Below are 18,041 nucleotides of genomic sequence, written 5' to 3' on the forward strand. Positions count from 1 at the left end.
TGCCCCCCCCCCTACCCCCCCCCAAAAACCCGGGCCCCCCCGCCCACATCCCCCCCCCCCCCCCCGACGCGACCTCGCGGGGGGCCGCGAAGGACCGACGTGACCTCGCGGGTGGGCTCGCGGGGGCTCGCGATCGAGCCTCGGGTTCCCGGCACGGCGTGTGGCAAACACCGCCCCGGGTACCCGCAGCCCATGAGCGCACCACTTCCGCAGGACCGGGCGGGCGCGCCCCAGCGCGCGGTCGTGACCGGGTCGGACTCCGGCATCGGCAAGGCCGTGGCGGTCGCGCTGGCGGGCGGCGGGGTCGACGTCGGCATCACGTTCCACTCCGACGCCGACGGCGCCTCGGCCACCGCCCGGGAGGTCCGGGAGAAGGGCGTCCAGGCGGCCGTGCGGCGGCTCGACCTGACCGACCTGCCGACCGCCGCGTCCGTGGTCGACGACCTGGCCGCCGAGCTGGGCGGGATCGACGTGCTGGTGAACTGCGCCGGCACCGGGACCGCGCAGAAGGCCATGGACATGGACTTCGACACCTGGCGCGGTGTGCTGTCGGTCGACCTCGACGGCGCGTTCCTGTGCGCGCAGCGCGCCGCCAAGCACATGATCAAGGCGGGTCGGGGCGGTCGGATCATCAACATCACCAGCGTCCACGAGCACCAGCCGCGGGTGGGCGCGGCGCCGTACTGCGCGGCCAAGGCCGGGCTCGGGGCGTTGACCAAGGTGCTGGCCCTGGAGCTGGCCGAGCACGCCATCACGGTGAACTCGGTCGCGCCCGGCGAGATCTCCACGCCGATGACGGGTCAGGCCGACGTCGACCCGCGCACCGAACCCCGACCGGGCGTGCCGCTGGGACGTCCGGGGCACGCCGGCGAGGTGGCCGCCGTGGTGGCGTTCCTCGCGACACCGGCAGCCGGGTACGTGACGGGCGCGTCGTTCGTGGTGGACGGCGGCATGACGTTGATGGGCCCGCAGGCGAGCCAGCTCCTCACCGACCGGAGCTGGTCGCAGCCCTAGCCGGGCTGGTCGAAGCGGGCGGGCCGGTCGGAGCGCCGGGTGGCGCGGCGCGTGGCGGAGGCGGCGACGGCCAGGGCCAGCAGGCGCAGCAGGTTGCCGCGGTGCCAGGTGGTCGTCAGGCGGCGGCGGTCGTCGTCGGTCAGCGGTTCGGTGTCGCGCAGCAGGCGCAGGTTGACGGTCCGGACCAGGTAGACGGTGAGCGCGGCGGCCACCAGCGTGCCGGCCGCCGCCGTGGCGACGTCCCGCCGGTCACCGCCGGAGCGGGCCAGGGCGACCGCCGTGGCCGCGAGCGTCACGGGCGCCGCCGGCATGTAGTACCGGACCGGGCTCCCGGCCGCCAGGAGCCCCGGCGCCCGGTTCGGCCGGGCGTCCGCGAGGAGCCGGGGGACGTCCACCACGGCCTCGTAGACGTTGCCGAAGAACCAGTGGGCCTGACCGAGTCGCGCGATCGCGGCCCACGGCATCCGGAATCCCATCCGCCGATACTACGACCGGCGTCCCGGACGGGGCCGCGACCGGGCTGCGACCGGCGAGGGCCGCGACTGCCGAGGGCCGCGACCGGCGGGGCCGCGACCGGGCTGCGACGGGGTCCCGGGCTACGAGCGGGCCTTGGCGGTCTTGCGGTTGTTCGCCTTGCCGATCGCCTCCACCAGCTGCTGCTTGGTCATGCTCGACCGGCCCGGCACGTCCAGCTTCTTGGCCAGGTCGTAGAGGTGCTGCTTGCTGGCGTTGGCGTCCACGCCGCCCGCCGTCCGGCCCTGCTTCGGCGTGCTGCGCGCGGCCTGCTTGTCGGACGGGCCCTTGCGGTCCTTGGGCTCCCAGTGGTCGCCGACCTTCTCGAACGAGTGCTTCAACGCGGCGAACGCGGTCCGGTGCGAGCGCTGGCCCTCGCCGTACGTCTGCACCGCCGAGTCGTGCGCCTTGATCCACGTCCGCTGCGCCTTCTTCGGCGACCGGGCGATCGTGCTCGGCAACTCCTCACGTCCGGGCATGGCTCTCCTCCTCGGGGCTTCGCCTCGGGTTTCACCTCGGCCACCGGGGTACCCGGAGGCCATGACGGACATGCGTGTCGACGCACTCGACGTCCACAGCCCGGTCGACGGTCAGCTGATCGGCTGGCTGCCCACCGCCACGGACGAGGACGTCGCCGGCTCGGTGCTCACCGCGCGCGAGGCGCAACCCGGCTGGGCGGCCACGCCCGCCGCCGAACGGGGAACCGCCCTGAAAGCCGCCGCGCAGGCGATCCGGGAGCACGCGACGGACCTGGCGAACGTCCTGCGCTCCGAGACCGGCCGCCCCTTCACGTCCGCCCGGGAGGGTGTGCTGGCCGGTGTGTCCACGTTGGAGCAGTACGCCGAGCTGGGCCCGGTCCACCGCGGCCGGTCGCTCCAGGGCTCGCACGACGCGGCCGACTTCATGATCCCCGGACCGCGTGGCGTGGTCGTCGCGCTGACACCGTGGAACGACCCGGTCGCGGTGTCCTGCGGCCTGCTCGGCGCGGCCCTGGTGACCGGCAACACCGTCGTGCACAAGCCGAGCGAACGCTGCCCGCACACCGGCGTGCTGCTCGCGCAGCTCATGGTCGACCACTTCCCGCCGGGCGTGCTCCAGAGCCTCACCGGCGACGCCTCGGTGGGCGCGGCGCTGGCCGCGTCACCGCACGTGGACGTCGTCGCGCACGTCGGCGGCACGGCCACCGGCCGCTCGATCGCCGCCGCGTGCGCCCGGACCGGCGCGAAGGCGCTGCTGGAGAACGGCGGCAACGACCCGCTGCTGGTCGACGCCGACGTGGACCCGGTCTGGGCCGCCGAACAGGCCGCGATCGGCGCGTTCACCAACGCCGGCCAGCTGTGCACGTCCGTGGAGCGGATCTTCGTGCACCAGGCCGTGGCCGAGGGGTTCCTGGCCGCGCTGTGCGAGGAAGCCCGACGGTGGAACGCCGACCCGCAGCCCCTGGTGGACCTCCGGCTGAGGGAGCACGTGCACGCGCACGTCGCCGAGGCGGTGGCGGACGGCGCGCAACCGCTGGTCGGCGGCGAGGTCCCGGACCGCGAGGGCGCGTACTACCCGGCCACCGTGCTCGACCGCTGCACGCCCGACATGCGCGTGATGAGGGAGGAGACGTTCGGGCCGGTCGCGCCCGTGCGCGTGGTGCCGTCGTTCGAGGAGGGCCTGGCCGAGGCGTGCGTGGACGAGCACGGCCTGGCCGCGACCGTGCTCACCGGGTCGATGGCCAACGCGCAGCACGCGTGGCGGGCGCTGCCCGTCGGCACGGTGAAGGTCAACGCGGTGTTCGGCGGTGCTCCCGGCGGCGCCGCCCAGCCGCGCCGGCTGTCCGGCACTGGGTTCGGCTACGGTCCCGAGCTGCTCGACGAGATGACGACGGTGAAGGTCGTGCACCTCGGGCAGGCTCAGATCCAGCCCTCGTCCCAGGCGAGCCGGGCGGCCTCGTAGCGGGTGTCGACGCCGAGCTTCGTCATCGCCGACGACAGGTAGTTGCGCACCGTGCCCGCCGCCAGGTGGGCCTCACCGGCGATGGTGGCCACCGTGCCGCCCCGGAGCGCGTACCGCAGCACGTCCAGCTCCCGCGCGGTCAACGGGCACGCGCCCTCGGTCAGCGCGGCGGCGGCGATCTCGGAGTCCACGTAGCGCCGGCCCGCGTGCACGTCGCGCAGGATCGAGGCGAGCTGCGCGGCCGGCGTCGTCTTGGGCACGAACCCGCGCACACCCGCGCTCAACGCCCGCCGCAGCACGCCCGGCCGCGCGTGCCGCGTCACGATCACCACCGCGACGCCCTCCAGCCCGCGCACCGCCTCGGCCGCGAGCACGCCGTCCCGCCGCGGCATCTCCAGGTCGAACACCGCGATGTCGGGCCGGTGCGCCCGCACCGCCGCGACCGCCGCGTCACCGTCGCTGGCCTGCGCGACCACCGAGATGTCGTCCTCCAGCTCCAGCAACGCCGCCAGCGCGCCCCGGATCAGGTCCTCGTCGTCGGCCAGCACCACGCGGATCACCGGCCCACCCCCGCCTTGCCGACCAGCTCGAACCCGTCGGCGCCCGCCGGACCGACGTCGACCCGCCCGCCGACGGTGGCGAACCGCTCGCGCAACCCGGCCAGCCCCGCGCCGCCCTCGCCCACGTCGCCCGCGCCCGCGAAATCGGCCGGCACGCCGTCGTTGCGCAGCCGCACGCACACCTGGCCGTCGAGGACCTCGATCAGCACCGCGCAGTGCCGCGCCCGGCTGTGCCGCAGCACGTTCGTCGTGCCCTCCCGCACCAGCGCCCCGAACAGCGGCTGCAACGGCGGCGGCACGCCCGCCGCGTCGCCCTCGACCGTCGTCTCGATGCCCGCCGCCCGCAGCACGCCCACCGCGTTCGTGATCTCCGTGCCCAGGCTCGCCCGCCGGTAGCCCTGCACCACCTCGCGGGTCTCCTTCAGCGCCGTCCGCGCCAGCTCCGCCACCTCGCCCGCGTGCTGCCTGGCCAGCTCGTCGTCCCGGCCGATCAGCCGCTGCGCCAGCTCGCCCTTCAACGCGATGGCCTGCAGGTGGTGGCCCTGGACGTCGTGCAGGTCGGCGGCGAACCTCAGCCGCTCCTCGGCCACGGCCAGCGCCTCGGCGGTCTTGCGGCTCTGCTCCTGCTTCACCGCCAGGTCCCACATCCACAGCTGGGCCAGGTCGGCGAACACCAGCGCGACGACCATGACCCCGGCCATGAGCATCGCCGGACCGGCGTCCTCACCGCCGAACAGCCCGCCCGTCGCGACGGAGAGCACCGCCATCAGCGCCACCACCGGCCACCGGCGGCGGGCCGGCAGGATCGCGCCCACGTGCGCGACCACCAGGGCGGGCATCACGGCCCAGACGGGCATGAAGCCGTGGGCGCCGCTGGTCACCGCCCACGCCACCAGCGCCACCGCGAACGTCGCCGCGTGCTCCCACGGCGGGCCGTCGCCGCGGCCCAGCCCGACCATCGCGTGGCGCATGTACCGGACGTGCTGGACGATCACCAGGGCCACGGCCGCCGCCAGCAGCACCGACGTCAGCGCGCCGTAGTCGTGCGCGAACAGGTCGGCCACCGTGCCCAGGCCGACCACCACGCCGCCGGTCACGACGGTCCACCACGTGTAGCGGCGGAGCCCGTTCAAGGGAGTCACACCGACGAATCTACGAGTCGGATCGCACCCCTGTCTGCTGACATCTGTCACAGGGACCGGTGCGCGACGGCACTGGGTGCGGCGCAGGCCCGCGACCACGATGGTGGCCATGGGAGAAACGGTGATCGACGTGGCGGACCTCAGGTGCCGCTACGGTGACTTCGAAGCCGTGCGAGGGTTGGACTTCGAGGTGCGGCGCGGTGAGCTGTTCGCGCTCTTGGGCACCAACGGCGCGGGCAAGACCACGACCATGGAGACGTTGGAGGGGCTGCGCGCCCCGTTCGGCGGCACCGTGCGGGTGCTGGGGCTCGACCCGTTCCGCGAACGCGCGGCGCTGCGCTCGCGCACCGGGATCATGTTGCAGGACAGCGGGTTCCCGGCCGACCTGACCGCGCGCGAGATGGTGGCGCTGTGGGGCGTCACGAGCGGTCGGCGCGCCACCGAGGACGTGCTGGAGCGGCTGGACCTGGCGCACCGGCGCGACGTGCGGATCAAGCAGCTCTCCGGCGGTGAGCGGCGGCGGCTCGACCTGGCGCTGGCCGTGCTCGGCCGGCCGGAGCTGCTGTTCCTGGACGAGCCGACGACCGGGTTGGACCCCGAGTCGCGGCAGCGGACGTGGGAGGTCGTGCGCGGACTGCTGGCCGAGGGCACGACCGTGGTGCTGACCACGCACTACCTGGAGGAGGCCGAGTCGCTCGCGCACCGGCTCGCGATCCTGCACGAGGGCCTGGTCGCGGTGTCCGGCGCGCTGGTGGACGTGCTCGCCGCCCAGCCGGCCCGCATCGAGTTCGACCTGCCGGACCAGCTCGACGTGGGCGCGCTGCCGATGCTGTCCGGTGACGTGGTGCACCGGCCGACCGGCCGGGTCGAGGTGCGCACGGGCGAGTTGCAGGACGACATGGCGGAGCTGTTGGCGTGGGCGCGGCGGGAGGGCCTGCGGTTGGGCCGGATCCGCGCGCACCACGCGTCGCTGGAGGACGTGTTCCACAGTGCCCGGACGGGCAAGGAGGTAGTGGCCGCATGATCGCCGCACTGGGCGTGGCCGAGCTGAAGCTCCTGCTGCGCAACCGGACCGCCGCCGCGCTGGCCGTGCTGATGCCGATGGCCGCGGGTGTCTACTTCGCGCTGACGATGGACGGCGAGCAGGCCGGCTGGACGATGGTCGTCACGCTCCAACTGCTGTTCTCGTTCGGGTTCACCGTGTACGTGACGGTGACGACCTCTTTGACCGCCCGCAGGCAGGACCTCTACCTGAAGCGGCTGCGGACGGGCGCGGCGTCGGACGTCGTCGTGCTGACCGGCGTCCTGCTGCCGGTGGTGGTGCTCGGCCTCGCGCAGGCGCTCGTGCTGCTGGGGATCAGCGTGGCGGCGGGCGCGCCGATGCCCGACCGGCCCGAGCTGCTGGTGCTCGCCATGGTCGGCGGCGTGGCGCTCAGCTGCGCGGCGGGGGTGTGCACCAGCGGTGTCACCGGCACCGCGGAACTCGCCCAGATCACCACGGCGCCGTTCTTCTTCGCCCTGATCGTCGGCGGCCTGATCGGGTCCAACGGCAACTTGGAGCTGCCGGTGTTCCTGGTGCCCGGCACCGGCCTCGGCACGCTGGTCGGCGCGGCGTGGGGCGGACCGGCCGACCAGATCGGCCCGGCGGCGCTGTCCGTGGCGCTGTGGACCGTCGCCGCGACCGCCCTGGCCGCCCGCTTCTTCCGCTGGGACCCGCGCGGGTAGGCCGTCAGCCGACGGGGGAGAAGTCCGCGCTCTGGACGTACTCCATCGCCGCGACGAACGCGGGGTCGACCATCCGGGCCGCGAGCTCGTCCGGGGTCGGCTCCGCGACGCGCTGGTGGACCCACCACAGGTTGCCGAACGGGTCGCGCAGGCGGCTCACCCGGTCGCCCCAGAACAGCTCGGTCGGCTCGGTCACCACGACCGAGCCGCGGGCCACGGCGCGCCGCAGCACCTCGGCGTCGTCGGCGACGTAGAGCCGCAGGAACGCCGGGGTGGCCGGCCACCCCGGCTTGTCGAACATCATCACCACCGAGTCGCCGACGCGGACCTCGGCGTGGCCGATCACCCCGTCGACCTCGACGCGGCCCAGTTCGACGGCGTCGAGGACGGCGACCGTGAAGTCGATCAGCTCGGCCGTGCGGCCTGCGGTGATGATCCAGGGCGTCACGGTGTGGTAGCCGTCGGGCACAACGTTCACTTGATCGTCTCCTCGTTCCGGGTGGCGGTTCTCCACGAGGAGGGACGGTAGTGACGATGTAGGTCGGATCCGGTCCTACTAGGGGTGCGGACGGCCCAGCGAGACCAGGTGGAACCCCGCCTCGGCCACCTTCTCCACCGGCAGCAGGTTGCGGGTGTCCACGATGACCGGGCGGGCCATCGAGGCGGCCAGGTTCGGCCAGTCCAGCTCCGCGAACTCGGGCCACTCGGTCAGCACCACCAGCCCGTCCGCGCCCTCCGCCACCGCCTCGGCCGAGTCGAGCACCCGCACCGGGCCGCAGTCCTCCGCGACGCACGGGTCGTAGCCGGTCAGCCACGCGCCCTCCGCGGCCAGCAGCGAGGCCACGGCCAGGGCGGGGGAGTCGCGCAGGTCGTCGGTGCCCGCCTTGAACGTCAGCCCGAGCAGCCCGAGCCGCACGCCGGCCAGCGCGCGGCCCACCGCCTCGCGCACCAACCCGACCACGCGGTGCGCCTGGTGGCCGTTCGTGCCGATGGTCGCGCGCAGGAGCGGGAAGTCGACCCGCGCGTCCTCCGCCGTGGACAGCAGCGCCCTGGTGTCCTTGGGGAAGCACGAACCACCCCAGCCGGGACCCGGCTCCAGGAACGCCGAGCCGATCCGGTCGTCCAGCCGCATGCCCTCGGTCACGTCGCCGATGTCCGCCCCGACCCGCTCGCACAGCTCGGCCAGGCTGTTGACGTAGGACAGCTTCATCGCCAGGAAGCAGTTGCTCGCGTACTTCACCAGCTCGGCGCTCGCGCTGCCGGTGACCAGCGCCGGCGCGCCGGTGCCCGCGTACAGCGCGACCACCCGCCGTGCCGCGTCCTCCGCTGCCGACCCGACCACGACCCGCTGGGGTCGCAGGAAGTCGTCCACCGCGTGCCCCTCGCGCAGGAACTCCGGGTTGGACACCACTCGCACGTCCGGCCGGCCCACCAGCTCCGCCACCCGCTCGGTGGTTCCCGCGGGCACGGTCGACTTGATCACCAGGACGCAGCCGGGCCGGACCGCGTCCCGCGCCTCGCGCAGCACCGCGTGCACCGCGGCGAGGTCGGCCGCGCCGTCCGCGCCGGTCGGCGTCGGCACGCAGAGGAACACGAAGTCCACCGTGGACAGGGCGTCGGCGTTGCCGAGCACGAACCGCAACCGCCCGGCCCGCAACCCCTCCGCGACCAGCTCCGCGAGCCCCGGCTCGTGCGCGCCGACCTCGGCCCGGCCGAGCGCCGCGACCTTCACCTCGTCCACGTCCGCGCAGACCACGGTGTGCCCGAGGCGCGCGAAGCAGGCGGCGGTGGTCAACCCGACATAGCCCGCGCCGATGACGCCGATCCTGGCCACGGTCCACCTCCCAGCAGCGATCGTGCGGCGTCCAACACCTCGTCCACGGTGATCCCGAGCAGGCCCGGGTCTGGTCGGTCGGCGAACGTGTCGCCGGTCGTGCCGTGCCACAGCACGTGGTGGGGCCCCGACCTCGGACCCCACTCGGCCGGTGGCACGGGCCCGAACAGCACCACGGACGGCGTGCCGTAGGCGGTGGCGACGTGGGCGACGCCGGTGTCGCCGCAGACGACCAGTCGCGCGCCGGCCACCAGGTCGAGCAGCCCGGCCAGGTCCCCCATCCGCGTCCGCCCCGGCGCGACCGCGCGGATCAGCGGCTCCTCGGCCGGGCTGCCGGTCACCACCACGTCCGGGCCCAACGCCCGCGCCACCGCCGCGAACCGGTCGGCGGGCCAACGGCGGGCGGCGTGGCTCGCGCCGGGGTGCACGACGATCGCGTCGTGGTGGGGCAGCGGCGGCAGGCGCAGGTCGGCGGGGTCGCAGGCGATGCCGAACTGGGCCAGCAGCCGGCACCACCGCAGCACCTCGTGCTGGTGCCGGGGCCAGGGCACGTGCACGCCGTGGGTGATCAGCCGGGCGGGGTGGGTGGCGCGGAGCAGCTCGGTGCTCTGCGGCCCGCGCCCGTGCAGGTTGACCGCCAGGTCCGGTGAGCTGTAGTCGATGGGCACGAGGCCTTCGGTGGGCAGCAGCCGGTCGACCGCGTCGATCCGGGCCACCGCGTCGGCCAGCCAGCCGGGTGCGGCCAGGGTGATCTCGGCGCCGGGGTGCGCCCGCCGCAGCCCGCGCAGCGCCGGCACGGCCGTCAGCAGGTCGCCGAGCCCGAGCGCGCGCAACACGAGGATCCTCACGACCGCACCGTCCCGGTCCCGGACCCGGGCTCGATGCCGGCCTCACCCGCCCCGGCCGCCGCCGACCCACCGGCTGTCCCGGCTCCGCGCGCCGCCTCCGCAGACCTGCCTACCGCCCGGCGCCCGCCTGCCGTGCCGGCCCCGCGCGGCGAGGCCGCAGCCCCGCGCGTCCCGCCAGCCGCCGCACCGGCCGCACGGGCCGTCGCACGCAGGTCGACCCGCGAACGCAGCCGGCCCAGCGCGTCGGCCACCAGCACGACCCGCCGACCCGGCCCTCCCACCACGGGCACGGCCCGGTGGCGCACCTCGCCCCGCAGCCGGTGCCAGCACGCCGCGGGCGGGATCGCGAGGCTGGTCACGACCATCCGCGCCACCTCGTCCCCGGTCCGCGGCCCGGGCGCGATGCGACGCGCGGCGAACCACCCGGTCAACCCCGCCCACGCCCCGCCGAACGCCACCGCCGCCTTCCGCCACCCGAGCAGTCCACAAAGGAGTGCCAACCCGCCGGCCCCCGTGGTCGCCGCGTGCCAGGGCAGCCGTCCGGGCGCGCCACCGATCCGCTCACGCCACCGCGGCCCCAACAACCGCCGCACCAGCGCGTCGTCCGCGTTGCCCCGCTGCTGCTTCAGGCTGGCGAAGAACCCCGCCTCCCGCACCGGGTGCGTGGTCACGCGGTCACCGTTCACGATCCGGTACCCGCGCGCCTGCACCCGCAACGCCAACTCGGCGTCCTCCCGGTACGCGCGCGGGAACCGTTCGTCGAAGCCGCCGGCGTGCACGAGAGCAGCCCGCCGGTACGCCATGTCCGCGGTGATCCACCGCGCGTCGGCCAGCCCCGCCGTGCCGCGCTCCCAGTCGGTCGGCCTGCGGTCCTCGGGCAGCGGCACGACGATCCGCGCCTGCGACGCGCCGACGTCCAGCCCCAGCCCGCCCAGGTCCTCGGCCAACCGCAGCTTCCAGTCACGCGGCGGCACCACGTCGTCGTCCAGGAACGCCACCCACTCGCAGCACGCGGCACGCCACCCGGCGTTGCGCGCGGCGGCCGGGCCGCGACCGCCGGAACGCAGCACGCGCGCCGAGTGCGTCGCCGGCAGCGGTCCGGGCTCGGGCCGGTCGTCCACCACGATGATCTCGCGCGGCGGCGGGCCGACACCGTGCTCCAGCGCGTCGAGCACGACGCGCAGGCTGTCCCGCCCCACGGTGGGGATCACCACCGCGTAGTCGACGCTCACGGCCGCCGCCGCACCACGAACCGGCCGATCGCCAGCAGGTCGACCGGCGCCGAGCCGAAGCACTCCAGCGCGTCACGCGGGTCGTCCACCATCGGCCGCCCGGCCGTGTTCAGGCTCGTGTTCACCACCACGGGCACGCCCGTGCGCCGGTCGAACTCACGGATCACCCGCGCCATCAGCGGCTCCGCGCCCGGGTCGACGGTCTGCACGCGCGCGGTGCCGTCCACGTGCACCACCGCCGGGATCCGGTCACGCCACTCCGGGCGCACGTCGTGCACGAAGAGCATGTACGGGCTCGGCAACGGCCCCCGTTCGAACAGCTCGGCCGCGCGGTCGGCCAGCACCATCGGCGCGATCGGCCGGAACTGCTCGCGCCCCTTCACGTTGTTGAGCCGTTCCAGGTTCTCCGCCCGCCCGGGGTGCGCGAGCAGCGACCGGCGGCCCAGCGCCCGCGGCCCGTACTCGCTGCGACCCTGGAACCAGGCGACCACCTGGTCGTCGGCCAACGCCTCGGCCACCGCGACGGCCACGTCGGCAGGCTCCTCGTAAGCGATCTTCGCGGTGCGCAGGTAGTCCTCGACCTGCGCGTCGGTCCACGACCGGCCCAGGTCCGCGCCCGGCATCGCGCCCGCGGGCTCGCCCGCGTCCGCGACCACCTGCAACGCCGCACCCAGCGCGGTGCCCGCGTCACCGGCCGCCGGCTGCACCCACACCTCGTCGAACGGCCCCTCGGCGAAGATCCGCGTGTTCGCCACGCAGTTGAGCGCCACGCCGCCCGCCATGGTCAGCCGCTTCTGCCCGGTCCGCTCGTGCAGCCACCGGACCAGGTCCAGCAGCACCTCCTCGACGCGCACCTGCACGCTGGCCGCCAGCTCCGCGTGCTCGCGCGTCACCTCGCCGTCCGGGTCGCGGCGCTTGGCCAGCGTCGCCCAGTCCAGCGGCGTCACCGCGAACCCGCCGTCCTCGGTCGCCCGGACGTGCTCGCGCAGCAGGTCCAGGTGCTTGGGCTCGGCGTAGGAGGCCAGGGCCATCACCTTGTACTCGTCGCTGGAGCGCAGGAAGCCGAGGTGCTCGGTCAGGTCCTCGTAGAGCAGGCCGAGGGAGTGCGGCAGGTGCTGGGCGGCCAACGTCTCCAGCCTGTGGTCGCGGTAGCTGCCCGCCAGGTGCGAGCGGCACTCGCCGCGACCGTCGTTGACCAGCACGGCGCAGTCGCCGTCGAACGGCGCGGCCAAGCCCGTCGACGCGGCGTGCGCCACGTGGTGCGGCACGAACCGCACGATCGCCGGGTCCAACCCCGGCAGCGCGGTGGCCAGGAAGTACGGCGCGCGGCGGGCGTACTGGGTGCGCAGGTCCTCCCACGGCACGTCGCTGGGCTCGACCAGGTCCGGGTCGTAGGAGTAGGCGACCGCGTCGAGGTCGGCCGGCGTCAGCCCGGCGTGCTCCAGGCACCAGCGGGCGGCCTGCTCGGGCTGTTCCCACGCCGAGAACGGCACCGGCCGCTTGCCGTGCTTGCGCCGGGAGAAGCGTTCCTCTTCCGCGGCGGCCACCACCTCGCCGTCCACCACGAGGGCGGCGGCGGGGTCGTGGAAGACCGCGTTGACACCGAGCACCCGCACGGTTCTCCCCTTTCGCTCGACTCCTGTGTGGACCGCACCCGGCGCGACCTCCGCCCGGGGGTGACCGTCGCGGACCGGTGTCGTCCGACTACCCGACGAGGTGCCGGTCAAACGAGCGCCGCAGCCCCTCGTCCAACCCGATCTCCGGCTGCCAGCACAGCACCCGCCGGGCCAGCGAGATGTCCGGGCGGCGGCGGCGCGGGTCGTCGGTCATCGCGTCGACGTGCTCGATCGTGGACGTGCTGCCGGTCAGCTCGATGACCTTGCGCGCCACCTCGAGCACGGTGACCTCCTCGGGGTTGCCGAGGTTCACCGGACCGGGGTGGTCGCACTCCGCCATCGACAGCAGGCCCCGCACCAGGTCGTCCACGTGGCACAGCGACCGGGTCTGCGCGCCGTCGCCGTGCACGGTCAGCGGCTCGCCCGCGCGCGCCTGCCGCACGAACGTGGGGATCATCCGGCCGTCGTCGGGCCGCATCCGGGCGCCGTAGGTGTTGAAGATGCGCACGATCCCCGTGTCGACGCCGTACTCGCCGCGGAACGCGCAGGTCATGGCCTCGCCGAAGCGCTTGGCCTCGTCGTAGACGCTGCGCGGGCCGACCGGGTTGACGTTGCCCCAGTACGTCTCGCGCTGGGGGTGCTCCAAGGGGTCGCCGTACACCTCGCTGGTGGAGGCGATGACGATCCGCGCGTTCTTGCGCCGCGCCAGCTCCAGCGCGTGCAGGGTGCCGAAACCGCCCGTCTTGAGCGTGTCGACGGGCATGCGCAGGTAGTCGACCGGCGAGGCCGGGCAGGCCAGGTGCACCACCAGGTCGACGTGGCCGAGCAGGTCGAGGGGCTTGGCCACGTCCTCCACCACCACGCCCAGCCTCGGGTCGTCCGGCAGGTTGTCCGGCGACCCGGTGCGGAAGTCGTCGACGCACACCACCCGCGTGCCGCGCTTGAGCAGCGCTTCGCACACGTGCGAACCGAGGAACCCGGCCCCACCCGTCACCACCGCTCGTTCGAATCCCATGCGCTGGGCCTACCCGTGGAGCCGATGAGTAACCACCACTGCCCGGAGTAGCACTCGCCGGTGTCCGAACGACGGGTGATCGCGTCGACCCGTGACCACGCGTTCGACACCTCCGTCACCTCGGACAACGCCCTCGCGTCGGGACCGGACCGGTGGGGCGGGCCGCCGGTCGGCGCGTTCCAGCACGTGGGAGGCGGTGACAGCGGGCATGATGAGGCCCATGAGGACCATCACCCTGAACAACGGCGTCACCATGCCGCAGCTCGGTTTCGGTGTCTTCCAGGTGTCCACTGAGGACACCCCCGGCGCGGTGGCCGAGGCGTTGCGGGTCGGCTACCGCAGCATCGACACGGCCGCCGCCTACCGCAACGAGGAGCAGGTCGGCCGGGCCATCGCCGAGTCGCCCGTGCCGCGCGACGAGATCTTCGTGACCACCAAGCTGTGGAACTCCGACCAGGGCTACGACGAGGCGCTGCGCGCGTTCGACGCGAGCGCCGAGCGGCTCGGCCTCGACCGGGTCGACCTGTACCTGGTGCACTGGCCCGCGCCCAAGCAGGACCGGTACGTCGACACCTGGCGCGCGCTGGGCAAGCTGCACGCCGACGGCCGGGTGCGGGCGATCGGCGTGTCCAACTTCCAGCCCGCGCACCTGGAGCGGATCGTGGACGCGACCGGCGCGGTGCCCGCGGTGAACCAGGTCGAGCTGCACCCCAGGCTCCAGCAGGCGGAGCTGCGCGCCGTCCACGCCCGGCTGGGCATCGCGACCGAGGCGTGGAGCCCGCTGGCGCAGGGCGCGCTGCTGTCCGACCCGGTCATCACCGGGATCGCGGCCAAGCACGGCCGCACGCCCGCCCAGGTCGTGCTGCGCTGGCACGTGCAGCTGGACCACGTGGTCATCCCCAAGTCGGTGACGCCGAGCCGGATCGCGGAGAACTTCGCCCTGTTCGACTTCGAGCTCGACGACGAGGACCTGGGTCGCATCAGGGAACTGGACCGGGGCGAGCGCACCGGCCCCGATCCCGACACCTTCGGCTGACCGCCGGACAGCCGACGATCCCACCACCGAACGACACACGACCAGACGTCCGCGCGGACGTCGACGACCGCTAGACGCTCACCGGGCCGCCGGTACGCCAGTACACGCCGTCGTCCCGGCTGAGCAGCTCTTCGTCCACGAGGTACCGGCGCACGGTCACGTGGTCGACCTCACCGCCCTCGCACCACCGCTTCAACACCTCCACGACCTCCCGCTCGGGGTACCGTCTACCCGGCTCGAACGCGGTGCTCACCTGTTCGAGCACCGCCCGCCTGCGCCCGCGCTGCGCGGGGAGCTTCACCAGCCGCCCATCTCGCACGAACGGGTCCTCCTGGACCCGGTTCGCCTGTTCGACCCGGGTGGCCTCCTTGAACAGCTCCTCGCGCAACCGCAAGCCCGAACCGTCGGTCACGACGAGACCGGCCGACCGCAGTCGGCGCAACGAGTTCTCGACCCGCCGAGCGTCCAACCCGGTCGCTCCGACGATGTCCGCCGTCGTGCGGGCGCCGAGCACCAGAGCGGCGGCCACGCGCAACCGCTCGGGTTCGGCCAGCAGTCCGATCAGTGAATCAGGGGTCACGCTTCGAGCTAACCGAACCCCGCGGTCTGGTGCACGCCCATTTCGGGCGGACCTTAATAGCCGTGCGCACTGATCACCTCTTCCCCCTGGCGTCGGTGGAGCCGGTTTTCGGCATGCCGACCGAGAACGCCCGCAAGTTCCAGCAGGTGGCGGCCGAGCAGGACCTCGTCATCGACGTGCGGGCCACGAACCCGCACGCGGTGGCGTGGTTGCGCGAGGGCGCGCTGCCCAAACCCGAGGCGGTGAAGGCCAAGACCATCGACGACCTCGACGTCCGACTGGGCGCGGCCCGCCGCCACCGGGGGCTCGTCGGCTACTTCCGGCCCGAGTTACCCCACCACGACCTGCACGACCGGCTGCTGCGCCGGTACGACCAGCGGCGGGTCGAGTTCGAGGCGTTGCGCGACAAGATGGACCGGTTCGAGCGACGGGGGGAGTACGTCGTGCGCGACGGCGTCGTGCACGGGTTCGACCGGCGCGGCGGGCTGCGGCCCCTGACCGGCGACCACGACGTGTTCGACATCCGCGCCTCCGGCGGCGCGGACCTGAGCCGCCGCCGGTACGACCGGGCGGTGGCGACCATGATGTCGATGGACATGGGCGTCACCCACGGCGCGCACATGTACTGGCGGCCGACCACCAAGTCCGACCTCGCGATGTTCGAGTCGATCGCCCTCAGCGGCGACGCCAAGCTGCGCTTCCACCCGGACGGCACGATGACCGCGGGCGACTACCGCCGCTTGAACGCCGGGATCAGCGCGATCACCACGCCCGCCAGGGCGGCCCGGCCGTACGCCAGCGTCTCCCACGTGGGCAGGCCCATGGTCCCGGTGTCCTCCGCGTCGGTGATGAACAGCTGACCGTAGAGCAGCAGCAGGAGGACTCCGTAGCAGCGCGCGTGCCGGTGTTGCCACGCGAGCGCGACGCCCGCCAGCCCCGTGCACACGTACAGGGTGTGGATGGCGCCGTCGCCCATGGGGAGGAACGGGATGGAGGCCGAGACGACCTGGAGCAGGCCGACCACGAGCGCGAGCAGCTGCGCCCGGCTGAACGTCCGCTCGCCGGCCTCGGGCCGCTGCCCGGCCTTCTTCCCTGTCCGCCGTTCGCGCACGGCCGCCTCGTTCCGCATGACCTGGGGTTACCCGCGCCCGTTCGGCTCATCCTCGCCCCCCGCGTCTTCCCCCTATGGGTCATATCGCCGACCACGTTCCGGCATTACGGCTAATCGCCGGGTCACGGTCAGCGCGTTCGGCGTGCGACCAGCACCGGGACGCCCGGCGGCGCGACCTAGCGCGGCAGCCGGTCGATCTCCGCCCTGGCTTCGGCCGTCGCCTGATCGGGTCGGCGCTCCCCGGTGAGCACCCGCGTGGCCATGGTGGCGAGGGCGCGTGAGATTTCCGGGTACCGCGCGCCGTACGCGGTGCGCGTCCGCGCCTCCCGCAGCCCGCCGGTGAAGCCGACCACGTTCGGGTCCCACTGCCAGGCCAGGTCGTCCAGGGTGTCCGCGCGGTTGGGCAGCGCGCCGAGGCCGCCGCCGAACTCGGTGACGTTGTCCGGGTGCTCGGCCAGCCACGTCAGCACGTCCCACGCCTCGTCGACCCGACCGCTGCGGCCGATCACCCACGCCTCGCCCCCGAGCTGGCCCGCGCCGCCCGCCGCCCCCTCCGGCAACGGCGCCGCCGCCCAGTCCAGCCCCGCCTGGTTGAGGTCGGGGATCGCGGCCGGCCCGGTGATCGCCATCGCGCACCGGCCCTCGGCGAACCGCTGCCGCGCGTCGGCGTCCGTCCAGCCGAGCACCTCCGCCGGCGTGCTGCGGTCGGTGTTCACCAGGCCGTCCAGGTGGGCGAGGGCGTCGAGCGACGCCTGGTCGCCGATCCCGTCGACGTCACCGCCCGCCTGCCACAGCAGCGGCAGGAACGTGACGGTCAGGTCGTCGTCCTTACCGCCGAAGCACAGGCCGGCCCGGTCGGCCGTGGTCAGGGCCTTCGCGGCGGTCCGCAGCTCCTCCCACGTCGTCGGCGGGTCGGTGAGGCCGGCCGCGGCGAAGTGGTCCCGGTCGTAGACCAGCGCGGTGGTGGTGCTGCGCAGCGGCACGCCGTGCACGCGTCCGCCGTGGGTGACGCTCTCCCGCACCGGCGCGAGGAACTCGTCCCCCAGGTCCCACCGGTCGAAGCGATCGGTGAGGTCGGCCAGGGCGCTGCCCTCGGCCAGCCGCGGCAGGTCGGTGGAGTCGACCGCGGCGATGTCGGGGAACACGCCGGACGCGGTCGCTTCGGCGAGCTTGGCCCGGAACTCGGGGTAGGGCAGGGAGGTGCGCTCGATCCGCACGTCGGGGTGTTCCTGCCGGTAACGGGTCAGGAGGTTGTCCACGGCCTGGTTCGCCATGGGGGAGTGGTTGAGGTAGTCCCACCAGGTGAGTGTCACCTGGTCGGGGGTCTCGGTCTGCTCTGCGTTGCACGCACCGGCGGTGACCAGGATCGCTGCCAGGAGCAGCGCTCGTCCACGCATTCCGCTCCACCCTTCGGGGTAGGCGACCTTTACGGGCTGCGCTCGTCCTACTCCGCTGCGTGAGGCGGTGTCAAGATCGGAGGTGGTTCAGACCTTCGGCCGGGGGCGCGGCTGCGGCCGGTCGGTCGTTCCGGTGGCGGGCGCGGGCGCGGGCGCCTGCCCGCCCGGTGGCTCCGGCTCGACGGGCTCGCCGGGCGTGGGGATGAGGTCGGCGAGGTACGTGGCCGCCAACTCGTCGTAGATCGGTGTTGAGCTCACGTTCGGGAATCCTGTCCGGCTGAGGCCCGCGGCGCTGCCCCTCTCACTCCTGTGGGTTACCTCCCGCCTGGGGCGGACCGGCGGGCGGCGCGGTGCCGCGCCGGTGGTTGCGGAGATCGTTCGCGCTGGTCACCGGTGCTGCCGGGCGATCGTGGACGGTTCGGCGCGCGGTCGTGCGGGCGCGGTGATGACGCGGATCACGCCACTGCCATCGGAATC

Annotated in this window: 19 protein-coding genes; 6 read left to right on the plus strand and 13 right to left on the minus strand. The window is 74.1% G+C overall.

The features are described 5' to 3' along the window. Nucleotides 1-192 precede the first annotated feature (192 nt). The gene (locus ABTZ99_RS29325; protein WP_498772699.1) at nt 193-1,014 is read left to right on the plus strand and encodes an SDR family oxidoreductase; all 822 of its coding nucleotides are present in this window, start codon (nt 193-195) and stop codon (nt 1,012-1,014) included. Here ABTZ99_RS29325 and ABTZ99_RS29330 read toward each other — a convergent pair. Continuing rightward, nucleotides 1,011-1,490 (minus strand): DUF1772 domain-containing protein, encoded by a 480-nt coding sequence (locus ABTZ99_RS29330; protein ID WP_499615727.1) that lies wholly within the window; start codon nt 1,488-1,490, stop codon nt 1,011-1,013. The genes ABTZ99_RS29325 and ABTZ99_RS29330 overlap by 4 nt on opposite strands. A gap of 120 nt (nt 1,491-1,610) precedes the next feature. Further along, the gene (locus ABTZ99_RS29335; RefSeq protein ID WP_498772703.1) at nt 1,611-2,006 is read right to left on the minus strand and encodes a ChaB family protein; all 396 of its coding nucleotides are present in this window, start codon (nt 2,004-2,006) and stop codon (nt 1,611-1,613) included. A 70-nt stretch (nt 2,007-2,076) separates the two neighbouring features. Here ABTZ99_RS29335 and ABTZ99_RS29340 point away from each other — a divergent pair, with 70 nt between their 5' ends. Next, nucleotides 2,077-3,468, plus strand: a complete 1,392-nt coding sequence (locus tag ABTZ99_RS29340; RefSeq protein ID WP_499615805.1) for an aldehyde dehydrogenase family protein — start codon at nt 2,077-2,079, stop codon at nt 3,466-3,468. Here ABTZ99_RS29340 and ABTZ99_RS29345 read toward each other — a convergent pair. Next, entirely contained in the window at nt 3,426-4,028 is a 603-nt protein-coding gene (locus ABTZ99_RS29345; RefSeq protein WP_499615730.1) for a response regulator transcription factor, read from the minus strand. The genes ABTZ99_RS29340 and ABTZ99_RS29345 overlap by 43 nt on opposite strands. Next, nucleotides 4,025-5,170 (minus strand): sensor histidine kinase, encoded by a 1,146-nt coding sequence (locus ABTZ99_RS29350; protein ID WP_499615732.1) that lies wholly within the window; start codon nt 5,168-5,170, stop codon nt 4,025-4,027. Before ABTZ99_RS29350 ends, ABTZ99_RS29345 begins: the two co-directional genes overlap by 4 nt. Before the next feature lie 109 nt (nt 5,171-5,279). On the opposite strand from ABTZ99_RS29350, the gene ABTZ99_RS29355 reads away from it, so the two are divergent. Further along, on the plus strand, nt 5,280-6,194 hold the full coding sequence (locus ABTZ99_RS29355; protein ID WP_499615734.1) for an ABC transporter ATP-binding protein: 915 nt from the start codon (nt 5,280-5,282) through the stop codon (nt 6,192-6,194). Continuing rightward, nucleotides 6,191-6,895, plus strand: a complete 705-nt coding sequence (locus tag ABTZ99_RS29360) for an ABC transporter permease (protein ID WP_498772711.1) — start codon at nt 6,191-6,193, stop codon at nt 6,893-6,895. The genes ABTZ99_RS29355 and ABTZ99_RS29360 overlap by 4 nt, the downstream gene beginning before the upstream one ends. A gap of 4 nt (nt 6,896-6,899) precedes the next feature. On the opposite strand, the gene ABTZ99_RS29365 is transcribed toward ABTZ99_RS29360, so the two are convergent. From ABTZ99_RS29365 to ABTZ99_RS29390, 6 genes are all read right to left on the minus strand, one after another. Then, a complete protein-coding gene (locus ABTZ99_RS29365) occupies nt 6,900-7,373 on the minus strand; it encodes a VOC family protein (protein WP_498772713.1) in 474 nt (157 codons plus the stop codon). Nucleotides 7,374-7,451: 78 nt separating this feature from the next. After that, nucleotides 7,452-8,729 carry a UDP-glucose dehydrogenase family protein gene (locus tag ABTZ99_RS29370; protein ID WP_499615737.1) on the minus strand — a complete coding sequence of 426 codons (1,278 nt, stop codon included), beginning with the start codon at nt 8,727-8,729 and terminating at the stop codon, nt 7,452-7,454. Then, on the minus strand, nt 8,687-9,571 hold the full coding sequence (locus tag ABTZ99_RS29375; protein ID WP_499615808.1) for a glycosyltransferase family 9 protein: 885 nt from the start codon (nt 9,569-9,571) through the stop codon (nt 8,687-8,689). The genes ABTZ99_RS29370 and ABTZ99_RS29375 overlap by 43 nt, the downstream gene beginning before the upstream one ends. Nucleotides 9,572-9,573: 2 nt before the next feature. Beyond that, complete coding sequence (locus ABTZ99_RS29380; RefSeq protein WP_499615741.1) at nt 9,574-10,809, minus strand: glycosyltransferase family 2 protein; 1,236 nt, start codon at nt 10,807-10,809, stop codon at nt 9,574-9,576. Beyond that, nucleotides 10,806-12,425: a carbamoyltransferase family protein gene (locus ABTZ99_RS29385; RefSeq protein WP_499615743.1), complete on the minus strand. Its 1,620-nt coding sequence runs from the start codon at nt 12,423-12,425 to the stop codon at nt 10,806-10,808. The genes ABTZ99_RS29380 and ABTZ99_RS29385 overlap by 4 nt, the downstream gene beginning before the upstream one ends. An 88-nt stretch (nt 12,426-12,513) precedes the next feature. Then, complete coding sequence (locus tag ABTZ99_RS29390; protein WP_499615746.1) at nt 12,514-13,440, minus strand: NAD-dependent epimerase/dehydratase family protein; 927 nt, start codon at nt 13,438-13,440, stop codon at nt 12,514-12,516. A gap of 211 nt (nt 13,441-13,651) precedes the next feature. On the opposite strand from ABTZ99_RS29390, the gene ABTZ99_RS29395 reads away from it, so the two are divergent. Further along, nucleotides 13,652-14,476: an aldo/keto reductase gene (locus tag ABTZ99_RS29395; protein ID WP_499615811.1), complete on the plus strand. Its 825-nt coding sequence runs from the start codon at nt 13,652-13,654 to the stop codon at nt 14,474-14,476. Between the two features lie 70 nt (nt 14,477-14,546). Here ABTZ99_RS29395 and ABTZ99_RS29400 read toward each other — a convergent pair whose 3' ends face one another. Beyond that, complete coding sequence (locus tag ABTZ99_RS29400; RefSeq protein ID WP_498772725.1) at nt 14,547-15,056, minus strand: DUF2087 domain-containing protein; 510 nt, start codon at nt 15,054-15,056, stop codon at nt 14,547-14,549. 62 nt (nt 15,057-15,118) lie between these two features. Here ABTZ99_RS29400 and ABTZ99_RS29405 point away from each other — a divergent pair, with 62 nt between their 5' ends. Then, nucleotides 15,119-15,916 carry a hypothetical protein gene (locus ABTZ99_RS29405; protein WP_498772727.1) on the plus strand — a complete coding sequence of 266 codons (798 nt, stop codon included), beginning with the start codon at nt 15,119-15,121 and terminating at the stop codon, nt 15,914-15,916. 427 nt (nt 15,917-16,343) lie between these two features. Here ABTZ99_RS29405 and ABTZ99_RS29410 read toward each other — a convergent pair whose 3' ends face one another. Both ABTZ99_RS29410 and ABTZ99_RS29415 read right to left on the minus strand, forming a co-directional pair. After that, nucleotides 16,344-17,564, minus strand: coding sequence for an ABC transporter substrate-binding protein (locus tag ABTZ99_RS29410; RefSeq protein WP_499615750.1), 1,221 nt, complete (start codon nt 17,562-17,564; stop codon nt 16,344-16,346). Between the two features lie 87 nt (nt 17,565-17,651). Next, nucleotides 17,652-17,822: a hypothetical protein gene (locus ABTZ99_RS29415; RefSeq protein ID WP_499615752.1), complete on the minus strand. Its 171-nt coding sequence runs from the start codon at nt 17,820-17,822 to the stop codon at nt 17,652-17,654. Nucleotides 17,823-18,041 lie beyond the last annotated feature (219 nt).

Source organism: Actinosynnema sp. NPDC002837, assembly GCF_040295345.1.
Lineage (GTDB): Bacteria > Actinomycetota > Actinomycetes > Mycobacteriales > Pseudonocardiaceae > Actinosynnema.

Coding starts and splice junctions, on each gene's coding strand:
- ABTZ99_RS29410 (WP_499615750.1), bottom strand. CDS start 17,564: ATGCGTGGACGAGCGCTGCTCCTGGCAGCGATCCTGGTCACCGCCGGT.
- ABTZ99_RS29330 (WP_499615727.1), bottom strand. CDS start 1,490: ATGGGATTCCGGATGCCGTGGGCCGCGATCGCGCGACTCGGTCAGGCC.
- ABTZ99_RS29355 (WP_499615734.1), top strand. CDS start 5,280: ATGGGAGAAACGGTGATCGACGTGGCGGACCTCAGGTGCCGCTACGGT.
- ABTZ99_RS29335 (WP_498772703.1), bottom strand. CDS start 2,006: ATGCCCGGACGTGAGGAGTTGCCGAGCACGATCGCCCGGTCGCCGAAG.
- ABTZ99_RS29395 (WP_499615811.1), top strand. CDS start 13,652: ATGAGGCCCATGAGGACCATCACCCTGAACAACGGCGTCACCATGCCG.
- ABTZ99_RS29340 (WP_499615805.1), top strand. CDS start 2,077: ATGCGTGTCGACGCACTCGACGTCCACAGCCCGGTCGACGGTCAGCTG.
- ABTZ99_RS29325 (WP_498772699.1), top strand. CDS start 193: ATGAGCGCACCACTTCCGCAGGACCGGGCGGGCGCGCCCCAGCGCGCG.
- ABTZ99_RS29360 (WP_498772711.1), top strand. CDS start 6,191: ATGATCGCCGCACTGGGCGTGGCCGAGCTGAAGCTCCTGCTGCGCAAC.
- ABTZ99_RS29390 (WP_499615746.1), bottom strand. CDS start 13,440: ATGGGATTCGAACGAGCGGTGGTGACGGGTGGGGCCGGGTTCCTCGGT.